This window comes from Phyllobacterium sp. (genome assembly GCF_037994425.1).
In the GTDB taxonomy this organism is placed as follows: domain Bacteria; phylum Pseudomonadota; class Alphaproteobacteria; order Rhizobiales; family Rhizobiaceae; genus Phyllobacterium.
This window is the reverse complement of the sequence record NZ_JBBNAM010000346.1, coordinates 1-25190: the sequence shown is the minus strand read 5'-3', so window position 1 is coordinate 25190 and position 25190 is coordinate 1. Positions and strand designations below refer to the sequence as shown.

General features: G+C 57.5%; 22 protein-coding genes and 1 pseudogene. 16 read left to right on the top strand and 7 right to left on the bottom strand.

Going from position 1 to position 25190, the window contains the following annotated elements; all coding sequences use genetic code 11:
* Positions 1-89 precede the first annotated feature (89 nt).
* Positions 90-521 carry a hypothetical protein gene (locus AAAB35_RS22960; RefSeq protein WP_340670592.1) on the bottom strand — a complete coding sequence of 144 codons (432 nt, stop codon included), beginning with the start codon at positions 519-521 and terminating at the stop codon, positions 90-92.
* A 248-nt stretch (positions 522-769) separates the two neighbouring features.
* Between AAAB35_RS22960 and AAAB35_RS22955 the strand changes: the two genes are divergently transcribed.
* Complete coding sequence (locus AAAB35_RS22955; protein WP_340670591.1) at positions 770-1447, top strand: hypothetical protein; 678 nt, start codon at positions 770-772, stop codon at positions 1445-1447.
* A 233-nt stretch (positions 1448-1680) separates the two neighbouring features.
* On the opposite strand, the gene AAAB35_RS22950 is transcribed toward AAAB35_RS22955, so the two are convergent.
* Entirely contained in the window at positions 1681-2631 is a 951-nt protein-coding gene (locus AAAB35_RS22950) for a nucleoside hydrolase (RefSeq protein ID WP_340670590.1), read from the bottom strand.
* Positions 2632-3285: 654 nt separating this feature from the next.
* Here AAAB35_RS22950 and AAAB35_RS22945 point away from each other — a divergent pair.
* Positions 3286-3969, top strand: coding sequence for a TerC family protein (locus AAAB35_RS22945; RefSeq protein WP_340670589.1), 684 nt, complete (start codon positions 3286-3288; stop codon positions 3967-3969).
* Between the two features lie 950 nt (positions 3970-4919).
* Here the strand turns inward: AAAB35_RS22945 and AAAB35_RS22940 are convergent.
* The 3 genes from AAAB35_RS22940 to AAAB35_RS22930 form a co-directional block, all read right to left on the bottom strand.
* Positions 4920-6431 carry an FAD-dependent oxidoreductase gene (locus AAAB35_RS22940; RefSeq protein WP_340670588.1) on the bottom strand — a complete coding sequence of 504 codons (1512 nt, stop codon included), beginning with the start codon at positions 6429-6431 and terminating at the stop codon, positions 4920-4922.
* Positions 6432-6452: 21 nt separating this feature from the next.
* Positions 6453-6665: a dodecin gene (locus AAAB35_RS22935; protein ID WP_340670587.1), complete on the bottom strand. Its 213-nt coding sequence runs from the start codon at positions 6663-6665 to the stop codon at positions 6453-6455.
* Positions 6666-6900: 235 nt separating this feature from the next.
* Positions 6901-9318, bottom strand: coding sequence for an arylsulfatase (locus AAAB35_RS22930; protein ID WP_340670586.1), 2418 nt, complete (start codon positions 9316-9318; stop codon positions 6901-6903).
* Between the two features lie 240 nt (positions 9319-9558).
* On the opposite strand from AAAB35_RS22930, the gene AAAB35_RS22925 reads away from it, so the two are divergent.
* From AAAB35_RS22925 to AAAB35_RS22880, 10 genes are all read left to right on the top strand, one after another.
* Positions 9559-10074, top strand: coding sequence for a helix-turn-helix transcriptional regulator (locus tag AAAB35_RS22925; protein WP_340670585.1), 516 nt, complete (start codon positions 9559-9561; stop codon positions 10072-10074).
* A gap of 14 nt (positions 10075-10088) precedes the next feature.
* Positions 10089-10508, top strand: coding sequence for a VOC family protein (locus AAAB35_RS22920; RefSeq protein ID WP_340670584.1), 420 nt, complete (start codon positions 10089-10091; stop codon positions 10506-10508).
* A 353-nt stretch (positions 10509-10861) separates the two neighbouring features.
* A complete protein-coding gene (locus tag AAAB35_RS22915; protein ID WP_340670583.1) occupies positions 10862-11842 on the top strand; it encodes a hypothetical protein in 981 nt (326 codons plus the stop codon).
* Positions 11836-12480 carry a hypothetical protein gene (locus tag AAAB35_RS22910; RefSeq protein WP_340670582.1) on the top strand — a complete coding sequence of 215 codons (645 nt, stop codon included), beginning with the start codon at positions 11836-11838 and terminating at the stop codon, positions 12478-12480. The genes AAAB35_RS22915 and AAAB35_RS22910 overlap by 7 nt, the downstream gene beginning before the upstream one ends.
* Positions 12481-13029: 549 nt before the next feature.
* Positions 13030-14109 (top strand): ABC transporter ATP-binding protein, encoded by a 1080-nt coding sequence (locus tag AAAB35_RS22905; RefSeq protein WP_340670581.1) that lies wholly within the window; start codon positions 13030-13032, stop codon positions 14107-14109.
* A gap of 84 nt (positions 14110-14193) precedes the next feature.
* Complete coding sequence (locus AAAB35_RS22900) at positions 14194-15330, top strand: extracellular solute-binding protein (protein WP_340670580.1); 1137 nt, start codon at positions 14194-14196, stop codon at positions 15328-15330.
* 53 nt (positions 15331-15383) lie between these two features.
* Positions 15384-16205 carry an ABC transporter permease subunit gene (locus AAAB35_RS22895; protein ID WP_340670579.1) on the top strand — a complete coding sequence of 274 codons (822 nt, stop codon included), beginning with the start codon at positions 15384-15386 and terminating at the stop codon, positions 16203-16205.
* Entirely contained in the window at positions 16202-17014 is an 813-nt protein-coding gene (locus AAAB35_RS22890) for an ABC transporter permease subunit (protein ID WP_340670578.1), read from the top strand. The genes AAAB35_RS22895 and AAAB35_RS22890 overlap by 4 nt, the downstream gene beginning before the upstream one ends.
* A 2-nt stretch (positions 17015-17016) precedes the next feature.
* Positions 17017-18084: a LacI family DNA-binding transcriptional regulator gene (locus AAAB35_RS22885; RefSeq protein WP_340670577.1), complete on the top strand. Its 1068-nt coding sequence runs from the start codon at positions 17017-17019 to the stop codon at positions 18082-18084.
* Complete coding sequence (locus tag AAAB35_RS22880; RefSeq protein ID WP_340670576.1) at positions 18081-18854, top strand: phosphodiesterase; 774 nt, start codon at positions 18081-18083, stop codon at positions 18852-18854. Before AAAB35_RS22885 ends, AAAB35_RS22880 begins: the two co-directional genes overlap by 4 nt.
* On the opposite strand, the gene AAAB35_RS22875 is transcribed toward AAAB35_RS22880, so the two are convergent.
* Together AAAB35_RS22875 and AAAB35_RS22870 are read right to left on the bottom strand one after the other, a co-directional pair.
* Positions 18855-19790, bottom strand: coding sequence for a dimethylarginine dimethylaminohydrolase family protein (locus tag AAAB35_RS22875; RefSeq protein ID WP_340670575.1), 936 nt, complete (start codon positions 19788-19790; stop codon positions 18855-18857). It lies immediately after the preceding gene.
* Between the two features lie 16 nt (positions 19791-19806).
* Positions 19807-21393, bottom strand: coding sequence for an amidohydrolase (locus AAAB35_RS22870; protein WP_340670574.1), 1587 nt, complete (start codon positions 21391-21393; stop codon positions 19807-19809).
* A 109-nt stretch (positions 21394-21502) separates the two neighbouring features.
* On the opposite strand from AAAB35_RS22870, the gene AAAB35_RS22865 reads away from it, so the two are divergent.
* The 4 genes and pseudogenes from AAAB35_RS22865 to AAAB35_RS22850 all read left to right on the top strand — a co-directional run.
* Complete coding sequence (locus AAAB35_RS22865; protein WP_340670573.1) at positions 21503-22393, top strand: LysR substrate-binding domain-containing protein; 891 nt, start codon at positions 21503-21505, stop codon at positions 22391-22393.
* A gap of 129 nt (positions 22394-22522) precedes the next feature.
* Positions 22523-23623, top strand: coding sequence for an ABC transporter ATP-binding protein (locus AAAB35_RS22860; RefSeq protein WP_340670572.1), 1101 nt, complete (start codon positions 22523-22525; stop codon positions 23621-23623).
* 50 nt (positions 23624-23673) lie between these two features.
* A complete protein-coding gene (locus AAAB35_RS22855) occupies positions 23674-24789 on the top strand; it encodes an ABC transporter substrate-binding protein (RefSeq protein ID WP_340670571.1) in 1116 nt (371 codons plus the stop codon).
* Positions 24790-24858: 69 nt separating this feature from the next.
* Positions 24859-25190: pseudogene (locus AAAB35_RS22850) on the top strand (ABC transporter permease); the annotation flags it as partial.

The window sequence follows — 25190 nt, the reverse complement described above, 5'->3', positions numbered from 1 at the left end:
CACCCCAGAATCCGTGGCCGTCAGGTACGGGATAGTCATAGCCGTGAATTACGATTGGGACCGTATGACCGATATGCGCCTTGCAGATTTCAGTTGTCGCAGCCAGGATGGTTGACGTACGCGTCACGCCCGCGCTGGTCGATAACGCCTGTTACGATGGGGTCGTTTAGGTCCGGCAAACCTGACAAAGCGTGATTGAGCAGGCTGGCGAACTGGTCACCCGCCACATCGTTACCACCTCCTGACAGCAGGAACGCACGTGGTTCAACGTGAGTACGAAGTACCTTTTCAATCCGCCGTGAGAAATCGTCGAGTTGTCCATCCGAATAGGCCATATCTTCGACGGTGTCGCCGCGATGCGCTGCCGACTCCAGATCGTACCCGTAACTGTCCTCAAGATCGCTCAAGACATCATGAAACGGATAGTCGAACCAGGAATCCCCTTCAGCGATTAATACACCTTTGCTGGCGTGCGTGAGCGGAACCTTGCTTAGCGGGCCTTCGCATAGCAGCAGCCCCATGTCTGACGTAGCCCGCCTATAATCCTTGCCGGGGACTTGTCCACGATTCGCTCTAAAAGCCTCGAGCCCACGTCCCTTGCAGAGGACTTGTCCCGACTTCCTAGAGAAAATGGCGGTGAGCTCCTAACCCCTGTTACGCTCGCAATTGTGGAGGTATCATGATTGGGTTCTCACGGCGCACAATAATTCCAATCGTTTTCAAAGGTTGCTGGTAATCGCTTTTTCAAGTCATCGGTTAGGGGGACACCATGGGTATTTTACGGGACACGGAATACTGGAGAAATATCGTTCAACAGATGGTGCCTTTCCGACCTGCTCCTGGAAAAGTGCCTTCGCCGGACGACGTGCAACGCCTGCTTCGGATATCTTGCAGCGCATTCACCAGACTGGTGAAAGATCCGGAATTGCAGAAGGATTTGGATGCTCTCGTCCAGGCTGCTCAACAGGCATCGACCAATCTCCCCGAGGGGACCGAGGCAATAAGGGGCTACTTGGAGGCATTTCAGCAGGTTGAAATCGAGATTTTGAGAAGAGCCAACGTGCCAGAAGACGCCTTCTTTGAATTGGATCGGGCCATAACAGCAATGAAGCAAAGCGGTCTCGACTTAAAGGACTATCAGGAGGTTGAGACACGACTGAAATTCATTCAGGAAAAGGTCTGTAGTCTGGCGAGTGGCCAAAATCTGAAAAACGACAAAGCGCCTGAACTGGGAGACCTTCTTATTGGGGCCGCCGCTGGGACACTGGTAGGCGCGGTTGACCTGACTGTCGTGATCGGTTCGGCAGCCGCTGCTGTGGTTGTGGTGCCTGCCGCCGCCGCCCCTGCTGCAGGCGTTGCCGCTGGTCTGGGCGCGCTGGTGGGATTCTCCCTGAACGTGCCTGTAAGATCTTGGGGAAATCTGTGGAAGCACCTCCGCGCGTCCTGATTTCTTTAGAAGTGCAGGCCGAGTTGTCTGGCCATTTCCGGCGTCAGCCCGAGTTGGTCTTGCAGCCGCCCTCAAATACGCGGGATCAGCCTGGTCTTGGTGGCGGTGGTCCAGTGTGATTGGGTTGAATCGGTGAGTGCAGCTCGACAACCGGCAGAAAGTATTCCTTCAACGTCAAGGCGCAGGGCAAGTCACATGTAAATCACTGGTCCCACAGGATTTGTGAAGTCGTGTTAGGATCCAATGATCACTCTACTATACCACGCTAGAATTTCTTTCCCGTTGGCCTTGAGACAAACGGTGACATTGGGTTGCGCTTTTGTTGAGGGGCGGAAATCTGCGACTGTCATACCAAGAGTCGCAGTCCCTGTCGTCTCAACTGTGACAGGTAACCGTTGTGTCTCAAAAAGGCACGGCTGCACGGCGTAGGCGATGACAAGTAGATCGTGGACCGGAAACCCACGAATATTTGGTTCCAGTTCTTTATAAGCGCTTTCATAGAAGCGCGTGATTTCGCCAATAAACTTCGTGAACGTGCCTTCGTCGCGCCGGAAGGCCTTGATGAGCGAAGGCCTTATCCTCACATGCCGGGTAACATCCTGCCCGACCATCGTAACGTCGGCGCCAGATTCGAACACAATTCGCGCGGCTTCCGGGTCGTTTAGCACATTGGCAGTCGCGACGGCGGCGACGTTGCCAGGGCCGCGCACGATCCCACCCATGAAGATAATCCGTCGAACAAGTCTGGTGAACCTAGGCTCGAGGCGCATAGCGAGCGCCACGTTTGTCAGCGGCCCGAGGGCTAGAATGGTGATCCGCCCCGGGTTGTCAACAACGAGCCGTGCCATTTGGTCGGCTGCATACCCCTCCGATATCGGATACGCAGGTTCTGTGGGTTGTAAGGAGCCGAAACCGTAAGGTCCGTGGACTGCAGTGGCGAAGCCGAGTCGCCGCTGGATCAATGGCTCGCCGGCTCCCATGAAAACTGGGATGTCCTTTACGTTGCCTAGCTCAAGCAAGATACGCGCGTTGCGCGTGGCCGTCCGAACATCGCAGTTCCCAAACACCGTTGTCACCGCTACAATCCGGAATGCTCCCAGACGAATTGCGAATAGTATCGCTTGAGCATCATCGATGCCAGGATCGGTGTCGATAACTACGCGCTCAAGATCATCTAGATTCATACTTCAAGAGCCTCGCAACAAACACCAATCCATAGGCCCGATCAGACCATTCGGGCGCTTAAGTGGGCTAGCTTGTCTGACGTTGGATGACTACGCCAATCCAATCCCTGGCGTTGACTACATTGTACGCCCTTAGCAAATAGCCAACCTGCGTCGCCGTTGGGACTAACCGGCTCCGCGGAACCTCCAGGCATCGGATCCGCCCAACGACTAGTTTGTGTTGTTAGTCTGTCGGCCGTTAGGCAACTATATCACAGCTATTATTGCTCGGCTTAACGATACAGCCGTCGAGGAAGTTGGCGAGGCAATATGAAACGCGCCTAAGATGCGACGATGGCGTAAAGGTCGCCGGCCATCATGTCAGGCGATCGAGTTTCGTCCAGGGTAGGCAGAACGAGCCGGGCAAGCACCCGCTTGAACTTGCAACTTTGTTCGATTAGAAATGATGCATCAGGCCGGGCCCCTCTGGCAGTTCTAGCGAGCTGTGATGTCGGACTGAGTGTTCAACCGGATGGCCTGGCTCTCGTGGAATCCATTCTCGTGTCGTTCGTAAGGATTAGTATGGTCTCGGCATCGCAATGCGGGGCCTTCCGTGCTTGTGCGTTCGACCGATCCAGCCAATCCACCATCCCATGACGAAAAGTACGGTGCCAGATGAGCGAACTTCTCACTGCTGAAGCAATCTCGGCTCTCTTCCAGGTCATCATGATGGATCTGGTCCTCGCCGGTGACAATGCGATCGTTATTGGACTCGCTGCTGCTGGTCTGCCGCGCGAGCAGCGAAACAAGGCCATCTTCGTTGGAATTATAGCGGCGACGGTCCTTCGCATCATCTTTGCTGCGGCGACGAGCCAGATCCTGCAGATAATCGGCCTTCTCCTCGCAGGTGGAATCCTGCTTCTTTGGGTTTGTTGGAAGATGTGGAGAGAGCTGCGTGGCAACGATACGACAGAAGGCGACGGCGGCGACGCCCTCGAAGACGGGGATCCTGGTTTCGACGAACAAGCGTCAGGAAACCGCCCGCGCAAGACCTTTGCGCAGGCGGCCTGGCAAATCGTCGTCGCTGATGTATCAATGTCTCTCGACAATGTCCTTGCCGTTGCCGGGGCTGCGCGTGATCACCTGGTTGTTCTTGTTTTCGGTCTCATGCTCTCGATCGCACTGATGGGTATGGCTGCAAGCGTGATCGCCCGTTTGTTGCAGCGCCACCGATGGATTGCGTACGTTGGCCTTGCCATCATTCTGTACGTGGCTTTGGAGATGATCTATCGCGGAACCCTTGAGATATTGGCCTATGAGCATCTGATACCTGACGGCATGGCGAGATCGTCTTTGTGAACTTGCGACTAAACATCGAGTGATCGAGGCCTTCCCTGTCCGGAATTTGGTGACAATCTCCTCCATTTGCGTCTCCGCGCCAGCATGTCCAACCCGTGTCTGATGGGCCGTAATGCGAAGGCCGAGACTTTGGGGATAATCGTGGTTGTGGCCAAGATTAGGTCTGCGGCCTTTAAGGCAAAGCGCCCGTCATGGGGAGACAGGCCAGACGAAGCCCTGTCCTTAAATTGTCAACGTCGGCCGCTTGTTGCAACGAAGATGTGTCAACGAGCCGGTCCACATATTCTGCACTTCCTGCTTGCCGATCAACCGCTAAGGCCCGCCGCCGTCTTGACGCACAGCCACGCCGAGCACCACGACTGCAGCGAGATATACTGTGTGGACCATTGCCCGATGCGTGCCCGGTCAAAGCGGTATCAGGCCGCCGGCGGGGTACCCATGCCTCGGGTTGCTTTGGGGCTGGCTTTGGCGGAGCGTGCGGGTCCTCGACCTTCGGCGGGTGCACTCACACTTTCTTGACCATCGCCAACGCTCTGCCGGCAACACCCGGTGTCAGCATCCATTTACCGAGAGCATCGATGCCGGTAGCGCGGCGGAGGGTTCGATTAGCTCAAACAGATGCGCTTCCAATGGGTGTCTTGATCCGCAAGTCGTGAACGCGCTTAATTGTCAACGTCAAGTTGTCTTTGACCGAAGCCTGGCGTTTCATCCACGATTACCGCACGCCAGGCTTCAATCATTTGTTAACCATATGGGCGCAGCCTTTATTCGCTGACCCCCACCCCATGGATAACCCAAGTCAGCCCCCGGCCGCTGCCCCATCTTGCGGCCGGGAACTTCCTGACCAAAGCAAAACATTGGATCTGTCTTTAAGATTTTGCGAGCTACGCAACGGCCCTAAAAATTGGATAGGCAATGTGCGCTTTGCGCCAAAGCCTGCCATTATCGTATCAAGCGGTCGTGCGCTCCATGACGACTTCGGCCTCCAGGCTTTCGAGATCCCTGTAAATCGTGACTGTGGCCAGCACCTTTCCGTTGCTCATGTATTGAAGCCTGCAGTCCTTCGCGTTTATATCGCCGTTAACGATGATCTCATCCCAGTCATCGGCGTGCCCGACGTAGTTGATCGGGATGTCGTAGTGCTGGCTCCAGAAGAAGGGCACGGTTTCGAACTTTTGCTGCTGGCCCAGCATGTTGAGTGCGGCAACCTGCCCCTGGCGTTGTGCGACGACCCAATGTTCAACACGGATATTTTGACCGGAATGCGGATCGGGCCAGCGCGCAATGTCGCCTGCCGCATAAATCCCTGGAACGCTTGTCTCAAGAAACGCATTGACCGCCACCCCGTCGTCGATAGCAAGACCAGCCTGCTCGGCCAGGGCGAGACATGGCCTGACGCCGATGCCGGCAACGACAAAGTCGGTCTCTTGTACGGCGCCGCTCTTAAGCTGGACTTTTGAACCGTCGATTGCAGTAACCGTATCCTCGAGATGAAAAATGACACCGTGCTCCTCATGGAGCCTTCGCACGAAATCGCCCATGTCCGGCCCGAGAACCCGCTCCATCGGGCGCTTGGCGGGAGCGACGACGTGAACCTCGATATCGCGTGCGCGAAGCGCCGCGGCGACCTCGAGCCCGATAAAACTCGCCCCTATCACGACGGCGCGCCGAGCGTTCTTGGCTGCGGCGATGATGGCACGGCTGTCATCAAGGCTACGCAGCGTATGGACATTGGGCTGATGCGCGCCGGGTATGGTCAAGCGCACCGGTTCTGCACCTGTTGCCAGGAGCAACCGATCATAGGCAATCGTGTCTCCGTTTGCGGTGACGACATGCCGTGCCGCGGCGTCGACCGCAATGACTTCTGTTTGAAGGCGAAGGTCGATGTTGGCCTTGCTGTAGTACTTGTCCGAACGCAACGGCACCCATGCTTCCGGCGCGCTTCCAGCCAGATAGTCCTTTGACAGGTTCGGCCGATCGACGGGGGCGGCAGTGTCCGCGCTCAGCATGATGATACTGCCCTGATATTGACGCCGCCGAAGCATTTCCGCCGCAGCAAAACCTGCCGCGCCACCACCAATGATGACAATCCGCTGGGGCGCGTCGGCGCCTGCGGGCTCCTTTCTTGGTGGTTGATCGCGTTTGTTCTGAACAAATATCTTCCCGTCTCGCTGCTCGACATCCCAGCACGACAACGGGCTGAGAGCAGGTGCTCGGAGAGCTTCGCCATTGATCAGGTCGAAACAGGCATGGTGCCAGGGGCAGCGCACGGTATTGCCGACCACGAGCCCATCAACAAGCGGACCATGATAGTGGCTGCATTGGGCATCAATGGCGAATATCCCGTCCGCTGTTCGCACGACGAGAACATCTTTTTCGCCGACATGGCCGAGAAGCTTTTCTCCATCAAGGGCAACGCCCTCACTCAGATCGGGGCCGCTCGGGGACTGGCTTTCAGCCATGGCTGTCTCCTTGATAACCGCTCATTCGTCCAGGCGAAAGCCGGCTTTGAGAACGACCTGGAATCGGGCTACCTTGCCATCTTCAATGTGCCCCCTGATTTGATCGACCTCGAACCAGTCGAGTTGTCTCAAGCTCTTTGAGGCGCGCGCGATCGCATTCTTGATCGCTGAATCAATTGAATCGGTTGAACTGCCAACGAGTTCGATCTTCTTGTAAACATGATCCTCACCCATACGATCCTCCTTCGGGCTTTTCGCGTCGGTGTTTCGTTATGTTCGCCATGCAAGCAGTCGACATTGTGGGCCGACCAGGTTCAAATGTGAAGTTCCATTCAAAGGCTAGCGCCGATATGTGCTCGCAATCCTGTGCTGGCATGCAAATTGCGCTCCGTCGGCTGACCGCAGGAGCTGTGCTTGTTTGACGCGCTCTGCGCCAAAAGCGGCCATCCACGTGTTTACCCGCCTCGTTTCAGTTGACCAGCTCCACTTTGATTTGGTTGATCTTTCCGTTGAATTCGAACGGGCGCTTGTCGAAATAGGCTTGTGAGACAGGTGATCCCAAATCGACACCGACGTCGAATGACTCCGTTGCGGTGAAGGCGGCAGCCACTGTGCGAGCTACCGTCAATTTTGCCGCTTCTTTCCCGTCTACCTTGATGATCACATCTGCCGGGCCGGCAGGTTTTGGTATCGTGGTGGCGATCTCTATCGCATGCTTGCCAGCAGGAATTCTTGCGGTTTCGGCCTGGTAGTTCTCGATGATCATCATGTTGTATTCGTAGACAAGCCGTCCATCCATGAAGTAGACGCAAAGGCCTCCGCCGGCTCCGCCTACGGCATAGACCACGCCATTGGCGTTGTCGCCGATTTCGGTATCGATCCTCACCTTTGTACTCTCGCGACCAACACCCGGGGCCGCGAATTCCGGCATCCGGCGGGTGGTCTGACCAAAGGTCCATGTGTTGTAGGAGGATTTGATGCGATCTTCAGGATGCAGGCGCAACCAGTTGCCTGCGCCGATCGGAAAGTCTTTGTTTTCGCCCGCGACTTCAAGAAAACGCTTTTTCAGCACGTCGAGCTTTTCGGGTTCCTTGGCGGCAAGGTCCCTCGCCTGCGAAAAGTCCGATTTGAGGTCGTAAAGCTCCCACTCGTCTGCAGCCGAATCCCAATTTGCCAAACGCTTGGCCGATCCGGGCGTATCCCAGGGAATGAATGGGCCTGGGACATCGGCAAACCAGCTGTCAACATAGATACCGCGACTTCCGTTGTTGTCAAAAAACTGCTCGTGCTTCTGTGGTAAGGCGCTTGCATCATCAAAGGTATAGGCCAAGCTCGTCCCATCGATTGGCAATTGATCGTAGCCGTTAACAACCTGTGGAGCCCTTATCTTTAGCACATCGTAGAGCGTTGGGGCGATGTCGACGAGATGGTGAAATTGCTGTCGGAACTTGCCGTCATGCTTGATGTGGCCGGGCCAGGAAACGACCATCGCATTGCGGGTGCCGCCGAAGTAAGACCCCATCAGCTTTGTGCCCTTGAATGGTGTGCCGCCCGCCCAGGCCCAGCCCGCGTGATAAATATTGTCGGTCTTGCCCGTGCCGAGCGCATCAAGGCCGCCAAGCTTGTCGAGGGCTTCGATTTGCTGCTCGACCGTATTGGCAATGTTGTTTTGAGCAAGAAGTTCGCTGATTGATCCTTGCTGGCCCTCGGCGCTCGAGCCGTTGTCGCCGAAAATGTAGAAGATTAGTGTGTTGTCCCTGAGCCCGCGGCTCTCCATGCCGTCAATAAGGCGGCCGACCTGCGTGTCGGTGTGTTCGACGAAACCGGCGAAGATCTCCATCAGGCGCTCTTGGAACGGGCGCTGGGCCTGAGGAATGCTGTCCCAGGAAGCCATGGTCGGATCGCGTTCGGTGAGCTTCGTTCCCTCAGGGATGACCCCCATTGCAAGCTGGCGTTTATAGGTGCGTTCACGGTAGGCATCCCAGCCACTATCGAACTTGCCCTTGTATTTGTCGGCCCACTCGGGAAACACCTGATGTGGTCCGTGCACGCCGCCGGGGGCCCAATACATCAAAAATGGCTTGTCGGGGTCGAAGGCCCGATAGTCGTCGAGCCATTTCAGGGCTTTGTCGACCAGGTCGTTGGTGAGGTGATATTCCGGGTCATCGTGCGGCGGCTCAACCGCATCGTAATTCTCGGTGAGGCGCGGCTCCCATTGCGATGTCTCACCGCCGAGAAAGCCGTAGAAATATTCAAAGCCATAAGCATTTGGCCAATGGTCCTTCGGGCCAATGGATGTTGTCTCGATCGCCGGCGTATTGTGCCACTTGCCAAAGGCCGATGTGTGATACCCGTAGTTCTTCAGCACTTCCGGGACAGTTGCTGCCGTTTTCGGGATGATGCCCGTGTAGCCGTCAAAGGCGACGGCGCGTTCGGCAATGGTGCCGGATCCCACTCGCGTGTGATTTCGACCTGTGAGGAGAGCGGCTCGGGTTGGCGAACAGATGGAAGTGGTGTTGAACCCTGTAAAGCTGATGCCTTCGCCCGCAAGTTTCGATAGCGTTGGCGTATTGACCTCACCGCCGAACGGTCCAGAAATGTCGAAGCCGACATCGTCAAGCAGAACAATCAGAATGTTGGGGGCATTTGCCGGCAACCTTTGAGGAGGGGATGGCCATTGCATGGTCGAATCCTGAATGCGCGGCTGGGCCATTCCCTTCATAGGTTCTGCCGGGAATGGCAGAACGGACCCGTCAATAGGAACAGATTGGGCGGCGTGCCCTGGGCTGAAGTTGAACGATGAAGAGACCGCCAAGGCAAGCGCAACGGGAATGAGAATTGACCTGCCCAGGGCTCGATCGATGCGTGGCCTTCTCAAAAACGTCATCCCATTTCTCCTCGCTGCAGACGACAAAGGCCGGAATGCTTAATGCCGCTGGGAATGATGCACTTGCCCAGGACCTTCCCGCGATAGTATGGCGTTGTCTTATCTGGCGCCAGCGCAAGTACGTAACGGTTACACAGCGAAGGGACCGTTGATGTGTGGACATTTGCCTCGGCTGCCAGGGGCCACGATCCGACACGTTGAAGACGTCGCTTGAAGCTGCCAAATTGGTAACAGGGAGCAATGACCACGATGACCGACGAAATGGCAATGCCGGCGAATGTCGTAGCACCGGATACGGCCAAGCCCCCCGCTCTGTTACGCCGTCTTCTGCGTGCGAGAGATCGCATGGATGCCGCTCCACACGAGACATGGCTCGTAAGGCGGCTTGCGCGCGTCAGCGGTGTTTCGCAAGCGCATTTTGCTCGGTCATTCAAAGAGACCTTTGGCCTCCCGCCTCACCGATATCTGCTGACGCGCCGGCTTGAGCGGGCTACAGCGCTGCTGCGAGACACAGATATGCCGATTACCGAAATCGCGTTCCCGACCGGATGGAACAGCCTCGGAACATTTGGACGCACGTTTCGTGACATCATCGGCAAAACGCCCAGTGAGCTGCGTACGCTTGGGAGCGATGCTCCATGTCAGCGCGCTAAAGTGCCTTCTTGCATACTGAGCGCTGCCCTCCGGCCTGATCTCACAATAGCAGTTTCGGAGAAGCGACGGCGAGATGGAAGCGCTAGTAATAACGGAGCCTAGAAAACGGAGGTCCCATGAGCCAAGGTGTCGGATTAGTCGGTCTTTACGTTCGCGATCAGGAGGAAGCGCGCCAGTTTTATGTCGAGAAGCTCGGTTTCCGCGTGCATACCGATGTGCGCAACGGGGACTACCGGTGGCTTACGGTGCAACACCCTGATCAGCCGTCGTTCCAACTGGGTCTTTTCGCACCGCAGTCGCCCGTGCTTGATGCGGCGACCGCGCAAACGCTGCAGGCGATCGTGGCAAAGGGAGCAATGCCTCCGCTTGTCCTTCATGTCGACAACTGCCGCGCCACCTGTGATCAGATGCGCGAAAGAGGCGTGGAGATCACGCAGGAACCGGTTGAACGCTACGGCACTGTCGATGCCGGCTTCCGCGATCCGTCTGGAAACGGGTGGAAGGTGATTGAAAACGCGCGAGAGTCGCAGTGGTAGATGAGGCGTGGCTTTTTCACAAGGGGTTCACTCGCCCCCGACTTTGCGGAGCGACCGGTCCTTAATGGTGACGCTGACAGGACAGAGTGACGCTTTAAGTAATCCGCCCACACGGGTGATGCGTCAACGGTGGCGTGCGGCCGCACAGGGCACTCTACAGAATTGCACTTTAGTTTTTCGATTTTAATGTTACAATAAAAATGCTGATGATCATCCATGTAACAAACAATGATTTATCGAGAATAAGCATTTTAAAACAGGACATTAGGTGCAATCGTAACGTAAATTTCTCGTTGTAACAGATTTATTGTTACAATCAAAAATTCATGTTACAATAAGTTATGATAGATTTAATGGCGTCATTTCAGGCTTACATCAGCAGGAACATCGGGGAAGAGCTCTTGGTTCAGGACCTTGGGCAAAAACGCATCCCCTCGTATATCAATTCGAACTACTTCCTCAATTCGATTACCGCCCGGTCCAAAAGGTACCTTGCCATAACGGTGAAAGACGAGACGACCTTCCGCCCTAAAGCGTTCAACAAACACCTCTCAATAATCATGAACGCCACCCCGGATATGGTTAGAGACGGGGGGTATATTCTCGTATTCGAAAGAATGCGGGCCTACGTCCGTCAACAACTCACTGAAAATGGAATAGCCCATTGCGTACCGTGGCAGAGGCTCTTCTGGCCGCAGCTCGGGTATGAGATTGGAAACCAGGTGGCTCAACCTGTCGTCAGGTTTCACAAGAGGCTTTCCCCGACGGCGCAGCTTACTATAATCGCATATCTGTTGAACCGGATTAAAACTCCTTTGAGTCCCACCGCGCTTGGGCTCAATCTCAAATTTAGCCGCATGACAGGATCAAGGATAGCCAATGAACTGGCAGCATTTAACTTGGCTGAAGTTACAGATTCCGGTCGCGAACGCCTGATTCATGTCCCATTTGCCCGACAGGACTTGTGGCGGCTTGCGCGCCCCCACATGCGCAGTCCTGTACAAGAGAGCGGTTTGATTGAAGCAAGGCACCTTCCGAAAAAGGCGCTGATAGCGGGGGAAAGCGCCCTTGCGCGCCATACCATGCTTGGAGAGCCCCCTACTCCCACCTACGCGGTCGACAAAGACTCCAAGCAGCATTTGGAACACCTGTTGTTGCCTCCGGACTATGAGGAAACAGATGTCAGCAACATTCAGTTTTGGAAATACGATCCAATGCTGTTGGGGACTGAGAACGAAGTGGACATCTTTTCACTCTACCTGAGCCTTTCAGATGAGATTGACGAACGGATGTCGATTGCAAAGGACGAACTTATGGAGCAGCACGTATGGTAGCCGGGCTTGAAACATTTCAACGGAAATTCTCAGACTACCACGACCAGTATGCCTTGATCGGAGGAACCGCCGCCTACCTTGTGCTTGACCAGGCAGGCTTGGAGAGCCGCGCCACGAAAGATTTGGATATTGTGCTTTGTCTGGAACTCTTGAACTCAAATTTCGCCAAGGCATTTTGGGAATTCATCCAGGACGGGGGATATAAAGTCCAGCAAAAAAGCACTGGCGAAAAGAGATTTTATCGGTTTTCCAGGCCTGCGAGTTCCGACTATCCGTTCATGCTTGAGTTGTTCTCAAGAAGTCCGGATAATTTTGAACTTAGCGAAAATTCGCATCTAACGCCGATACCAGCGGGAGAGGATGTTGCGAGCCTTTCCGCCATCCTGCTTGATGAGGATTATTACAAGCTGATTCACGAACACAAGACGGTTGTGAACGGCGTCTCACTCGTGAATGAAGTTTGCCTCATTCCACTAAAAGCCTACGCTTGGCTGGACCTGTCTCGCAGGAAGGATGCGGGCGAACAAGTTGATTCAAAATCGATCAAGAAACATGAGAGCGATGCTCTGCGACTCTCCCAGCTCCTTCCGATGAACGAGCAGATTGCTGTGCGAAGAAAATATATGATCATATTGTAACCTTTCTCACAGGCATCACCGATAAAAGCTCGAAAGACCTGAAGGCTATGGGATTTGCGGACACCGATTTCGCGAACTTAAAAAAGACGATCGAAGCATATTATTTGCGTGCATGATTTTCCGTATCACCGATGGGCGGCCATAAAGGACCGTGACGCTTTCCGTTGGGGACAGTGCAACGATGTGGGAGAGAAAGCCTGTGCGTCCGCAAATAAGCGCAATGACCGAGCGGAGCGCTCGGGAAGTTGGTGGCAAGTTCGGAGCGCCCGTGCGCTATCCCGAGTGCCACGATATGTCGACTGCGCGCTGAGTCTCTTCCTACAACTAGGTATCATGCTTTAATAAAGCGATAAGATTCAAGTAATTAGGCTTCTTAGCTTATCTTCCAGGTGAACTTCAACTACGATGAACGCGCATTCAGGCGCTCGGGTTTTCCCGCCTAGTCTCAATTTTGAAGCAGCAGCGTTGCAATTTTCACTTGTCACGGTGCTGTTATGAAAAGACAGTAGAAGGACAAAAGTTGCGCAGCTGTGCAATACGGGAACAAATATGAACGGGCATGCTTTTCTCAGGGTTGAAAATCTTAACGTCGGCTATGGCGGAACGACCGTCCTCAGCGACCTTGATCTTTCGATCGGCAAGGGTGAGTTCGTGGCGCTTCTCGGCGCATCGGGCTGCGGAAAGACGACGTTGCTGCGGACCATTGCCGGCTTTGCCAAGCCCCAAGCCGGGGCCGTTTCGGTGGCGGGTCGCGACGTGACAAAAATGCCACCGGACAAGCGGGGCATGGCGCTCGTCTTTCAGTCCTACGCCCTGTGGCCACACATGACGGTGGCCGAGAATATCGGCTATGGGCTGAAGTTGCAGAGGCGTTCGCGTGACGATGTTCAAACTCGCGTCACGCAAATGCAGGCACTCCTTGGCCTTGGCGGCCTCGGCAACCGCAAGCCCGGACAGCTTTCCGGCGGACAACGCCAACGCGTCGCCCTTGGCCGCGCCCTGGCGATTGATCCCGAAATTCTCCTCCTCGATGAGCCGCTCTCCAATCTCGATGCGCGCATCAGACTGACCGTGCGCCATGAGATCCGGTCCTTGCAAAAGCGCCTTGGCATCACCGCCATTCACGTCACCCATGACCGCGAAGAGGCAATGGTGATGGCCGACCGTATCGTCATCATGAATGCAGGGCGGATCGAACAGCAGGGCTCGCCTGAGGATGTCTACAACCGCCCGGCCTCTCCCTTTGTCGCCGCATTCATGGGCGCGGAGAACCTCTTGACGATGCAGGCGCGGGTGAGCAGCGACCATGTCGAACTGATGGAAAGTGCCATCAGCCCATCGACCGTGACGTCGCGCACCGGACGCGAACTTCTAAGCGGGCCTGTCGAACTGCGCTTTCGTGCTGAAGCGGCGCGCCTTACCCGCGCCGGCGAACGGGCGCCGCCGGGTGCCGGTGTCCTTGAATTGCGCGGTCAGGTGACAAGTGTCAGCTATCCCGGCGGGCATTGGCGCCATGCGGTCAATCTTGGCGATCAGGAGATCCTGGTCGACGCCGACCAGCCCTTTGATCAGGGCGAGGCCGTCAAGGTGCATATACCAGAAAATTCGCTGTTCATCTTCAACGCATGAGGCACTTCATTTGTAAGATTTGGTGCCCTCTCCGGGTGCCAGGGAATAAGGGCCGAATAACCATCTTTCTCAGGGAGTTAACGAATGAAATATCTTCTTCAGACTTCGCTCGTCATAGGCCTCGCAGCAACACCGGCTGGCGCGGCCGATCTAACTGTCATCACCGCTGGCGACCAGAACATGGTCGATTATGTCAATGACTACCTTGCACCGCTTTTCGAGAAGGAAAACCCAGGCTCGAAAGTGCGTGTTGTCGGAACCGGGCCCGGCGATGCAGGTTCGCAAAAGATCCTCGAGCGTTTTGACGCGCAGGCAAAGGCCAATGCCGACAAATGGGATGTGGACGTTGCCGTTGTCCACGAGAAGTTCGCAGGTCCCCTCGTCAAGGATGGCTACCTTGAATCCTATCGCTCCAAGATCGCGTCGGGCGAGATGGTGACGAGCGAAAAGGCAAAGCTTGCCCTTGGCGCCAATGTCGATGGTTATGTCATGCCGATGTTTTCCAGCCAGACTGCCATTGCCTACAATCCCGCGCTGATCCCGAATCCGCCCAAAAGCTATCAGGAGCTTGTTGCCTGGGCCAAGGCGAACCCCAAACAGTTCGGTTACAATGGCATCAAGGGCGGCGCCTCGGGCGTCAGTTTCGTCATGGGCTGGATCTATGCCTTTGGCGAGGGCGATGCCAACAAGCTGATGAACGGCCCCTTCGACGAGGCCGAAACGAAGAAGTGGGACAAGGCGTTTGCCAGCCTCAAGGATTTCACAACGAATGCGACGCTCACCCCTGGCAATGCCGGAACGCTCGATATGCTGAGCCGCGGCGAGATCGCCATGGGCCCGGTCTGGGTCGACATGTTCTATTCGTGGAAGGCCGACGGCAAGCTCCCGCCGGAAATGAAACTGTTCCTTCCGGCGCCCGGCATGCCCGGCCAGCCCATGCACTACGTCATCCCGGCGAAAAGCCCGAATACGGAGCTTGCCGAGAAATTCGTTGCACTGGCGACCAGTCCCAAGGTGCAGGCCGAGGGCATCGTCAAGCGTTTCAACTGGTATCCGGGCATTGATGCAAAGTTTGTCCAGCCCGAGCTCGACAAGGCCAGCTGGGACAAGCTCTTCGTCGATATCACGCCGGATGATCTTGCCAAAAATGGCAAGCCATTCCCGATCGCGCCCTATAACACGGCCATTCTCGAAGCCTACGAAAAGAACGTAGCCAACTGATGCCGTCAAGGCCGCCGGCCGGGCCGGCGGCCGCCCTCACCCGGGATCCGTTCATGCAACAACGCCTCCTTGCCATTCTGCTTGTCCTGCCAGCGCTGGTGATGATCCTCGTCTTCTTCATCGTGCCACTGTTTGCCTCGATTGTCGGCGCGTTCGAGGTTGGCGAGCGGTATGGCCTCGACAATTTCGCCAAATCGTTCGAGCTCTATTCGAGTGACATGATCTTCACACTGGTCATCGTTGCAATTTCCACCGCCCTTATCGGCGTTCTTGCCATTGCCATCGGCGGCTACCTGACGCTTGGCGAAAATCCGCGCAGCGTCGCGATGCTGCGCTGGCTTTATCGCTGGCCGATGTTCATTCCCTTTATCGTCGTCGGCCAGGTTATGCGCACATTTCTTGCCAGGAACGGGTTGATGAACAATGTCTTCGTCAGCCTTGGCATCCTGACGCCGCTGCAGACGGTCGGATTTCTCGACTGGCGCGGTATCGTCATCGCCTTCGTGTGGAAGCAGACACCCTTTGTTGCCCTTCTTGTTGCCGGCGCAATGGCTTCGCTTGACCGCAGCACCATCGAGGCGGCACGCAATCTCGGCGCCTCGCGCCTGCGCATTCTCATCGAGATCGTCTTGCCGCAGGTTGCCGGCACCCTTCTTGTCGGACTGATCCTGTCTTTCGTCACGATGATGTCGGTGCTTTCGGTGCCGCTGATGATCAACGCCCAATCGCCAACCATGCTGACGGCTGACATCGCCTTTCGCATCAACGCCCACGGCGACTATGGCGTTGCCAATGCCCTTGGCATGATCTCGCTTCTGATGACGGCCGGCGTTGCCCTCCTCTACCTGCGTCAATCAGTCAAGGAACGCTCATGACGGCGCGCTTTGATCTCTGGTGGATGCCGCGCGCCCTTTTGCTCGGCCTCATCGCCTTTGTCATTTTCGGTCCGCTCACCAATCTTGTCCTGTGGACCGTCGCCGAAAAGTGGTATTTTCCGCATATGCTGCCGCTCGAATACGGCTTCAGCTTCTGGCAAAGGGTTTTTTCGCCGCGCGGGAACGCCATGACATCGTTGACGACAAGCATCGTCATAGCGTCGCTTACCGTCATCGTATCGCTGGCGCTTGCAATTCCGGCGGGATACGCGCTGTCGCGCCTGAGGCTGCCATTTCGCGGGCTGATCCTCCTCGCATTCCTGATACCCCAGGCATTTCCCAACCTGCCGGTCTATGTGAATATTGCCCGTTTCTTCTATCAGATCGGTCTTAACGGCACGATCGCCGGCGTGGTGATGGTGCATGTGACGCATGGGCTCGTCTATGCCGTATGGATTGCGACAGCCGCCTTTGCGGCTGTGGAGGCTGACCTTGAGGAGGCCGCGCGTTCGATTGGCGCTGGGCCCTTGCGCGCATTTTTCGACGTGACGCTGCCGCTCGCGGCTCCGGGTCTCCTTGCAAGCGCAATTTTCGTTTTTCTGGAATCACTCGATGAATTCACCGGCAGCTATTTCGTCGGTGCGCCCGATGTGAGCACCTTGCCGCTTCTGCTTTATACGGCAGGCGCCGGCGGTAACTACCAGATTGCCTCGATCACCGCTCTCCTGTTGCTCGTCCCCTCAATAGGTTTCATGCTCGTCGTGGAGCGATTCTTGCGGGCGGATGTATTATCCAGGGTCGGACATTGAATATGAAATCCAAGAACAAGAAACCGGCGAAGGAAGACAAGCAGTTCGTCAGCGCGCTGCAGGTTGCAAAGCTTGCCGGGGTTTCGCGCTCGGCTGTCTCGCGCGCCTTCACGCCCGGCGCCAGTCTTTCAGCCAAGAAGCGCGAAAGGATCATGGAGGCGGCCGAAGTGCTTGGCTACCAGGTCAACGATCTTGCGCGCGGATTGCTCGCGCGCAAGAGCCGCCTGGTCGGACTCGTCGTCACCAATCCCGAGCTCGGTTACCGCTCGCACCTTGTTGCCGCCCTGACCAAGGCCCTGATCCAGCGTGGCAGCGTTCCGATCGTCATCAACACCGGCAACACCGAGGCGGAGCTCGTCGCCGCCCAGAAAATGCTATTCGGCTACCGCGCCGAGGCGACGATCATCCTTTCTGGCTCGCCGCCTTCGTCATTCGTCGATCTTGCGCGCCGCAACGGCCAGCCGCTCATCGTGCTTGGTCGTTCGGAGACCGGGGCCGACTATGTAAATGTCGACAATGAAGGGGCCGGGCGTGAAGCCGCACGGTTTTTCCTTGCCGGCGGTGCAGAACGGCTCGCTTTTGCCGGCACCCTGTCGCGCACGCCGACGACTGTGGAGCGGGAGCACGGATTTTGCCATGAAGGGAGCCTGCACGGCGCTGACGTCATGATCGGCAATGGCAGCAATTCCGACTATGCCGGTGGACAGGAGGCAGCGCAGCAGTTGTTTTCCAGAGGAAAACGACCCGATGCCGTGTTCTGTGTCAATGACCTCGTCGCATTCGGGCTCATCGACTATGTCAGGCACCATACGAGGCTCGCCATTCCCGGTGACGTGTCAGTGATCGGCTTTGACGATGTTCCCGAAGCGCAGTGGGATGCCTTCAGCCTGACAACCTTCCGGCAAGATGCCGCGGTCATGGCGGCCTGTGCGGTGGCGCTGCTTGATCAGCGGGAGGCAGATCCCGAGCGTCCTCCCGCCCATGAGCGACTTGCGACGCGGCTCATCGTGCGCGCCAGCGCCCTGGCGCCCTCCTGCGCCATTGCCTCGCAGCGCCAGGAAAATCCATGAAGATACTCCAGGTCACAGACCTTCACCTGGTGCGGCCTGGCGAGACGCTGTGCGGTCTTGATCCCCTGGCGCGGCTTCAAGCCTGCATCGCCGATATCAACCGCAATCATGGCGATGCCGAGCTCGTGGTCTTTACCGGCGACCTCAGCGAAACCGGGGAGGAAATCACCTACAGGGCCTTGGCGGAGGTCCTTGTTGACCTTGCGCCGCGATATCGACTGATGCTGGGCAACCATGATGATCGCGAGACCTTCATGCGCGTCTTTAACAAGGTTACAGCGCATGATGGGTTCGTTCAGGGCGTCGAAGATGTGAGCGAAGGGCGGCTCATCTTCCTCGACACGCTGCTTCCCGGTCGACCGGAGGGGCGCCTTGACGCGGCGCGTCTTTCATGGCTTCGCGATCGCCTTGTCGAGGCGCGGGACCGCCCGGTGTTCCTTTTCTCGCACCATCCGCCATTTCCCATTCACATGCCCTTGCTTGACCGCATGGGCATCATCGAAGCAGAGGCGCTTCATGCGCTGCTGCACGAGCACGGCAATGTCCAACACATTTTTGCCGGACATGCGCACCGCCCGATCGCCGGGAGCTGGCGCGGCATACCGGTCAGCGTCCTGCGCGGTACCAATCATCAATCCGCGCTTGATTTTTCTCCCGATCGCATTGCCAGCACCCATGAGCCACCCGCCTATGCCGTGATCTTCATCGACGGGAATGGTGTGATCGCGCATTTCCATGACTTTCTCGACAGGACGGCCGCGTACTACTGATCAGGCCGCCTTGCGCACCAGCGCCTGCGCCATGCAATGGATGCCGCCGCCAGTCTTGGAGATTTCGCTCATGTCGACGGCCGCGACCTCGAACCCTGTCGCCCTGAGCTTGTCGATGAGCGTCCGGCTCGAAGACGGCGCAATGATGCGCTCGTTGCCAAGCGACATGAAGTTGCAGCCAAGGTTCATGGTGTCCTGGAACGGGACGTCAATGATTTCGTGTCCCTTGGACTTGAGCCAGTCGACGATGCCAGGCTCGGTGCAGGCAAGGCACACGGCCGTCAGCTTTGGTGCGATGGGCACGACCATCAGGTCAATATGGACATAATATTCGTCGATGAAGGCAAGGCGCGTTTCCCAGCCTTCCTTGCGGAACCAGGCCTCGACCTGCCGGGCGCCTTCTTCCTGGGTGCGCGCGCCGCCGCAACCGATGAGCACGCAGCCCTCCTCGATCACATTGAAATCGCCCCCCTCGAAGGTGCCCGCTGTCACCATGTCGTAGATCGGGATACCGAGCCGCTCATAGGTGCGGATTGCCGCATAGTTTTCACCGCGGCGCCACCAGTTGGCCATCGCCGTGATGATGGCGCCATAGGGCGTCATGACGCTCGAGTCGCGCGCATAGACCTGCATCGGCAATTCGGGCTCCGGCTCGTGCCAATGGATTTTCACGCCGAAATGTTCGTAGGCCGACACGAGTTCCTTGTGCTGGGCCTGTGCCGCCTGGATGTTGCACGGCGCTTCGCGCAGGTGTTTTCGTGACAGCGAACTCGTCGAAAGGTGCCGCAGGAACGCCGGTGAGCCGAGGAGCACATCGGTCAATGGATCGGTCTCATTGCGAAAACCCCAGCCGTCAAGTGGCCTGGTGCCGCCATTGGGGTTGCGGCGCTTCAACGTGAAGCCCTCGGTCGTAAAGTCCTGTTCGTGACGTGTCATGACGCTTGTCTCCTTATCAGGCGGCGGTGGGTATCCACCACTCGCGCCCGCGCGCAGTTGTTACATATTCCGGCCAGCGGAAATTGATCGGCGGCTCGTAGTCGCACAGCGGTGCAATCCATTTCGAACCGCCGACGCCGCCCCCGGTTCGCTCGATGAATTCGTCCCGTGCCTGCTTTCTTGCGCCGCTATCCTCAAGGAGGCGAAGCGCTGAAAGCGCGACCGTCTTTGCGGCGCACGTCACCATGGGATCGATGGTCTCGGGTATGCCGCCAAGCGCGTTCATCACCCAGCCCGGATAGGCAAAGCCCTTGGGCGCCTTCAATGCGGGACGCGCCACGTAGAAGCGGACGGTCGGTGCGTGCCAGGTCATGTCGGTGTAGTCGTCCGACGTCGAATTTGTCTGCGAGGGCGGCAGATCCCGCCGCAGGATCGCCTCGGCCTCCTGTGGCGCCATCAGCTGCTCGCAGGCGTCGATGAATGGATCGCGCATCGGATCGATGCCGACATTTGCCTGTATCTCGCGTGCGATGCTTCTTGCCCCGTCGCCCCAGTGCGGGGCGCCGACGACATTGAGGGCATCCCAGGTGATCTGCGCCATCGCATGGTTGGCAAGTCCGGGCCGTGACTTTGAGACAAAGTGGCGTTCGACCCGGCAGCCGGACATGGCCGCTGCATGCTCTGCATTGCGGTCAAGGACCGCGGTGATCTGTTCGGCCATCGCGAGCGTTGGAACGCGCATCATGTACTGAATCTCGGCCATCCCCGCCGGCAGGTTGTCGGCCGTCGCCTGCCCTGCGGTCAGGATCGCCTCACTGATTGACCAGCCGCCCTGATGCGGCAGCATGGAATCGCGCAGCGCCTTGGAGGCAAGGTACATCAGCATCAGTGCGTCATTGGCGCCGGGGGCCCTGACGGCCGAATGCGACTGCGGGATCGGCGCGCCATCGCTGAGGCCCCAGCGTTCTGGCTCCTCGCAGAGGAACCGGTAGATCATCGAATAGGCAGCGCCACAATGGGTGTCCCAGCGCACCGTGTTGCAAAGCGGCAGCATGTAGAACGGATGAAACGAGATCATGCCGCAAACCCCGTCATAATAGCCTTTGGCTGCATGGATCGGCTTTGATCCGCGTACCTTTTCGGCCGGCTCGCCGGTAAAGCGCAGCGTCCCGGCAATGCCGTGGCGCTCCATTGCGGCCTTGGTCGCAAGAAGCCCGCCGAGGCTGGCGATGCCGAGGCCCGAATGCGGATCGGTGTGACCGCCGGCATGCGCGCTCAGGCCGGGGCGCGGACGCTTTTGCGTCGCTGCATCCTGGCAGTTGCCTGGAACGGCATCATACTCGCCATACATGCCGATGGTCGGCGCCTTGCCGGTCGTGCCTGCCTTGTTGGTCCAGTGTGCGCAAAATGCCGTGGGCATGCCGCCTGACCCGACCTCGACGCTAAATCCCTCCTTGCGCAATCGATCAACATACCAGTCCGCCGACTGGTATTCGCGCCATGCGGTTTCGCCGAAATCGAAGATCGTGCGCGTCCAGGACGAAAGGTCGCCAGCGCGTCCGTCAACAAATTTGAGTGCCGATGTCGCTGCTGCCGTGACCATGAACATTCTCCCGCCTCAAGAAAGATAATCATCTGGAAGGCGGGACAAAAAGTGATATGTTTTTTCAAAACGTGCAAATTCCATTCACCTCTCGTCCCGGGACCCATCCATGCGCATCCCATCGACCCAGGCGCTGCGCGCGTTGGAAAGCTTTGCCCGGCATGGCAGTGTCTGGCGCGCGGCGGAGGAACTCCACCTGACGCGTAGCGCGGTTTCGCATCAGCTGCGTCTGCTCGAGCGCGATCTTGGCTTTGAGCTCCTGCAGAGGGTGGGCAAGGGAGTCATGCTGACCCCGCGCGGACGCAAATACGCCAATGACGTGCGCAAGGCCCTGATTGTCATTGATGACGCCGGCGGAAGGCAAGGTTCCGCGAGCACCGGCGGGTCGCTGTGCATCAGCTCGACGGCCGGCTTTGCGTCATTGTGGCTTTGCACCCACATCGCCGAATTCCAGGAAAAGTACCCGGACGTTGCGCTGCGCATCCTGACACCGCGAAAGCTCGATGACGTCAGCGATGCGAGCGTTGACCTCTTCATTGCGTTCGGCGACGGCCATTGGCCGAACCGCTCGGTGGAGCTTTTGTGCGAAGTCGAGTTCACACCGCTTTGCAGCCCGGTTCTGCTCAACAATCTGGGCGGTCTTGCCGAACCGAGGGATATTTTGCGCGCGCCGCTCCTCCATCTCGACGACTTCGAGGACTGGACGCGCTGGCTTGCCCTTGCCAACGTCGACAATCCCGATTCGGAACGTGGCATCGTTTTCTCGGACATGAACCTGGTGTTTTCCGCGGCCATCACCGCGCAGGGGATTGCCATGGGCGACGAGCTGACCTGCCGCAAGGCCATGCGCGCCGGACAGTTGATCCGGCCTTTTGACCTCAGCATCAAGTCGCCCAAATCCTATTTCCTCGTCACCGACTACGCCAGAATCGATCACCCTGCCCAGGCGGCGTTCACGGAATGGCTGAAATCGCGCCTGTCGCAAACCCGCAATGCCTGAACGGTGGACATGAGCGATATGTGGTCTGGCGTGAATTTCATTCACGTATCAGGGCAATATAATTCAATTGTCGTGGCGCGGGATTGTGCCTAGGCTTTGCTTAAAAACAAGGGGAAAGAAAGTCGATCAATGCCTCAAACCATGCAACTGGGCGACTTGAAGGCCGCCGAGATCAAGGCCGTATCGATTGGCAAGACGTTTGGCGCGTTCCATGCGCTGAAAGACCTCTCGCTTGACATTGGCCGCGGCGAATTTTTGACGCTTCTTGGCCCTTCCGGCTCCGGCAAGACGACGTTTCTCATGATTCTGGCGGGCTTCACGGCGCCGACGACGGGCCGCCTGATGATGGACGGCAAGGATATCACTGATGTGCCTGCCGAGGAGCGATCCTACGGCATGGTGTTCCAGGGCTATGCGCTTTTCCCGCATCTGACGGTCGAACAGAATATCGCCTTTCCGCTGAAGGTGCGTGGTCGCTCCGCGTCCGAGATCAAGCGCAGGGTCGGTGAGATGGTCGAACGGGTCGGCCTTCTCGGTCACGAAAAAAAGTTGCCGGCCAAGCTTTCCGGCGGGCAGCAGCAACGCGTTGCCCTTGCCCGGGCGCTCGTCTTTGAGCCGGCGGTGCTGCTCCTCGACGAGCCTTTCTCGGCGCTCGACAAGAATCTGCGCGAAATGATGCAGGAAGAGGTCAAGCGCCTGCACGAGGAGACGGGAACGACATTCGTCTTTGTCACGCACGACCAGTCGGAAGCGCTCGCCCTTTCCTCGCGCGTTGCCATCTTCAATCACGGCGAACTGTTGCAGGTGGGCAGGCCAAGGGAGGTCTACGAGAGACCGCAGAACCGTTTCGTTGCCGAGTTTCTTGGCGAGATCAATCTTTTGCCGCTCGACGCGATCAGCCTCGAGGGGGAACGCGCCGCGGGCAAGTTCGAAGAGAGCACTGTCATCCTCAACAAGGTGGCGCCGCTTAAAGGAACGAGCGCACTGGCGGCGGTGCGGCCGGAACACATGGTGATTTCAACGCGGCCCGATACCGAAAATCGCAATGCCATTACCTGCCGCGTTGAGGGGGCAACCTATTTTGGTGCCTCGACCAAGTATCACCTGCGCACGCGCAAGGGGGTAAGCCTTGCGGTCTCGATGCCGACGGCAGCCATGGCGCCCATCGCGCCGCAGACTGATGTCTGGGTCTCGTGGCCGACGAACCAGGGTTTTTTGCTGCCAGGCTAGGTTAGCGCGGCGGCGGGGAAAGTGACGATAACAATCCAGAGGGAAAAAACATGGACAACGCATTTCAAAAAGACTGCCTTGAGCTCCTCGCCCAAAAGGTCGAACGCGGCGAGATAAGCCGCAGACGCTTCACCCAGATGGCTGCGATGTTGCTTGCAGGTGCGCCGGCGCTGCTGCGCGCCACCGCTTCGCATGCCGAGGCCAAGGAATTGGTGCTCGTCAACTGGGGCGGTGACGCGATGACAGCCTATGACAAGGCCTACGGCCAGCCGTTCACCAAGGAGAGCGGCATTACGGTCAAGATGGACGGATCGGGACCCACCGAAGGCGCGATCACCGCGCAGTTCAAGAGCGGCAAGCCGAGCTGGGACCTTCTCGACATTGATCCGTTCTCGGGAATTTCGCTCGGCAAGCAGGGTATGCTCGAGGAGATCGACTACAAGGTCGTCGACAAGAACAAGATGCGTCCCGGCTTTGGCTGGGATCATGCCGCATCCACCTACTTCTTCTCCTATGTCATTGCCTACGACTCCTCGAAATTCGGCGACCAGGCCCCGACGGGCATGGCCGATTTCTTCGACGTGAAGAAGTTTCCCGGCAAGCGCTCACTGTATAAATGGGGTTCGGCGATGTGGGAGGCAGCGCTCATGGCCGATGGCGTTGCGCCGGAGAAGCTCTATCCCCTCGATCTGAAGCGCGCACACGACAAGATTGCCGCCTTCAAGGAGAACGTTGTTGCCTATTGGGGCGGCGGGGCTGAGAGCCAGTCGGTGCTTTTGAACGGCGAGGCATCGATGGCGCTGATCTGGTCGACCCGCGCGCAGTTGCTTGAACAGGATTCCGGCGGCACGATCAAGTTCATCTGGGATCAGGGCCTGATTTCACCCGGCGCCCTCGGCGTAATGAAGAACAATCCTGGCGGCAAGGAAAACGCCATGAAGTTCATTGCCAGTGCCCAGGCGCCCGAGCGGCAGCTCGAAATGTTCAACATGCTTGGCCAGGGCCCGGCAAATCCCGCGACCGATGCGCTGATTCCGGCCGACAAGAAGCGCGTCAACTGCGTTGATCCTGCCAATATGACAAAGCAGGTGCCGCTTGACATGGAGTGGTATGCCGAAAATTACGGCAAGGCCTTCGACGAATATACCAAAGTCATCTCTGCCTGACGTTGATGGCGCGGGGGCGCCAATGCCCTCGCGCCAGACAAAGCCTTTTCCTGCCATGAAGGACGCTGAATGATCGGGAAGTCTGCCGCCTTAAGAAAGATCCTGCTGCTCGCCCCTCTGCTCCTGTTTCTCGGTCTTGACTATGCTGTGCCGTTTCTTGGTGTCGTGCGCTGGAGCTTTACCCTGCCGGAGCCCGGCATCGGGCAGTACCGCGCGCTTTTCACCGACCCGCTCGTGCAGTCCGTTTTCACCCGCACCTTGCGCATCTGCCTGATCGTGACGGCGGCATCGCTCGTTGCCGCCTATGCCATTGCCTATGTCTGGGTGCGCGGTTCTTCGGTGCAACGCATGCTTGCCGAGTTCTGCATTCTTGTCCCGTTCTGGATATCGGTCTTGACGCG